This window comes from Methylobacterium sp. B1 (assembly GCF_000333255.1).
GTDB lineage: Bacteria > Pseudomonadota > Alphaproteobacteria > Rhizobiales > Beijerinckiaceae > Methylobacterium > Methylobacterium fujisawaense.
Map to the genome: position 1 here is coordinate 1 of NZ_BACT01000823.1, position 2,536 is coordinate 2,536.

A 2,536-nucleotide genomic window follows, 5' to 3' on the forward strand; every position below is an offset into this window, starting at 1 on the left:
GCCGAACCGAAGGAGGTTCCGGCCCCCGGCTGCGGTCCCGGCGCTCCCGCGGGCGGAGCCGCTCGCGCCGTTCTCCGGGTCGCCGCGGCCGGCTGCCGAGCCGGGCGATGCCGGCGCGCCGCGGAGTGCACCGGCTCCGGCCACGGCCGACAAGCCGGCGCCGCGCAAGCCCGCCGCGGATCATACGGGGCAGGGCACCATCCTGCTCGTGGAGGACGAGGATCCCGTCCGGGCGGTCAACAGTCGCGCCCTCTCGGCCCGCGGCTACACGGTCCTGGAGGCGGCCTCCGGCCTCGAGGCCCTGGCGATCGTCCGCGAGGGCACCCAGCCGATCGACCTCGTCGTCTCCGACGTCGTCATGCCCGAGATGGACGGCCCGACCCTGCTGCGGGAGGTGCGCAAGCATCAGCCCGACCTGAAGGTGATCTTCGTCTCCGGCTACGCCGAGGACGCCTTCCGCAAGAACCTGCCGGAGGGGGAGACCTTCAACTTCCTGCCGAAGCCCTTCAGTCTGAAGCAGCTCGTCGAGACCGTGAAGAAGACGATGGCCGATTGAACGGCGTCGATGGCGTCGTCGATGGCAGCGTCCCGGCCCTTCCCTGCGAAATCCGGCATCCGGTGCCGCCCACCGTGTTCAGACCCTGAACGGAGTGCGGCACCGGATCCCGGGCATGCCCCGACGGATCGGCGCGCCGGAGGCCGCGGTTCGCCCTGAACCGCATCGGTGGCGTCGGCAGGCTATGCACAACCCACGGTACCGCCCTTGTCGAAATAGAACAAAACAGGTACATGAAGGCGGTGGCGACGCGCGTTGTGAACTGCGTCCAACCCCTTCATAAGGAGCCCGCCAGATGGCCCAGCCCGCATTGAAAGTGGTCGACATGCCCCCCGTGGACAAGGACAAGTCCAAGGCCATTGACGCCGCCCTGGCTCAGATCGAGCGCGCCTTCGGCAAGGGCTCGATCATGCGGCTCGGCAAGAACGACAAGGTTCAGGAGGTCGAGACCGTCTCGACCGGATCGCTGGGCCTCGACATCGCCCTCGGCGTCGGCGGCCTCCCGCGCGGCCGGGTGATCGAGATCTACGGCCCGGAATCGTCCGGCAAGACGACGCTGGCGCTCCACACCATCGCGGAGGCCCAGAAGAAGGGCGGCGTCTGCGCCTTCGTGGATGCCGAGCACGCCCTCGATCCGGTCTATGCCCGCAAGCTCGGCGTCAACCTCGACGACCTGCTGATCTCGCAGCCCGATACCGGCGAGCAGGCCCTGGAGATCACCGACACGCTGGTGCGCTCCGGCGCCATCGACGTGCTGGTGGTCGACTCGGTGGCCGCGCTGACCCCGCGCGCCGAGATCGAGGGCGAGATGGGCGAGAGCCAGCCGGGCCTTCAGGCCGTCTGATGAGCCAGGCCCTGCGCAAGCTGACCGGCTCGATCTCGCGCTCGAACTGCATGGTCATCTTCATCAACCAGATCCGGATGAAGATCGGCGTGATGTACGGCAGCCCCGAGACCACCACGGGCGGCAACGCCCTGAAGTTCTACGCCTCGGTGCGCCTCGACATCCGCCGCATCTCGACCCTGAAGGATCGCGACGAGGCGATCGGCAACCAGGTCCGCGTCAAGGTGGTGAAGAACAAGGTCGCGCCGCCGTTCAAGCAGGTCGAGTTCGACATCATGTTCGGCGAGGGCGTGTCGAAGGTCGGCGAGCTGATCGACCTCGGCGTGAAGGCCGGCATCGTCGAGAAGTCAGGCGCGTGGTTCTCGTATAACAGCCAGCGCCTCGGCCAGGGCCGCGAGAACGCGAAGGGCTTCCTGCGCGACAACCCGAAGATCGCCGCCGAGATCGAGGGCTCAATCCGGCAGAATTCCGGCTTGGTCGCCGAGAAGATCCTGGAAAACGCGACCCCGACCGCCGACGATCTCGACGAGGGCGAAGCCTGATCCGAAGACCGGGCGGTGGACCAAGTCCGGCGCCCGATCCCTTGAGACCGAGCCCCATGGCGATCGCAGGATCGCCATGGGGTTTTGTTTTGGGCCCAAGGCACCGATCGATAGCGGAATACGAAAGAAGCGGACGTCCAGACTCGGCCGCGGCCTCAGAGATCCTCGACGCAGAGTTGGGGCACCACCAAACAGGCACGCCCCCAACCCGTATGCGACGCCACCGCGGCGAGCGGCGGTCCCGACAGAGACGTCCGCGCTTCACGTCGGCGCCTGCACACGCATTCAGATCGCAGGATGCCGAAACGACGAAGCCCGGCACGAATCCGGCTCTTACGAGTCGAATTGCGTCCGGGCGTTCGTCGAACCGGTCATGCCGCGACCCAGGAATGGACCCGTCTCGGGGGCCATCCCGCAGCGTCGCGGGCCGGGATCAGGCGGATGCGGAGACCGCAGCCGCCGGGATCCCAGGATCAGGCGGCCTCGCCGGCCTCGGCCTGGGCGGCGTCGCGGATCCGCTCGGCACCTCCACCCCGCCGGCCAAGGGCGGCATGTCCGTTCTGAAGCGCGGCTACCTGAACGTCACGCTGAACG

General features: G+C 68.1%; 2 protein-coding genes and 1 pseudogene. All 3 read left to right on the forward strand.

From position 1 onward, the window contains the following. Nucleotides 1-556: response regulator (locus I53_RS23675; protein WP_043355326.1), on the forward strand; the 556-nt coding region annotated here is incomplete at its 5' end. A 295-nt stretch (nt 557-851) separates the two neighbouring features. Next, nucleotides 852-1,942, forward strand: a pseudogene (gene recA, locus I53_RS23680) (recombinase RecA). Between the two features lie 389 nt (nt 1,943-2,331). Beyond that, nucleotides 2,332-2,536 (forward strand): hypothetical protein (locus tag I53_RS23685; RefSeq protein WP_043355328.1); only part of this gene is annotated, 205 nt, incomplete at its 3' end.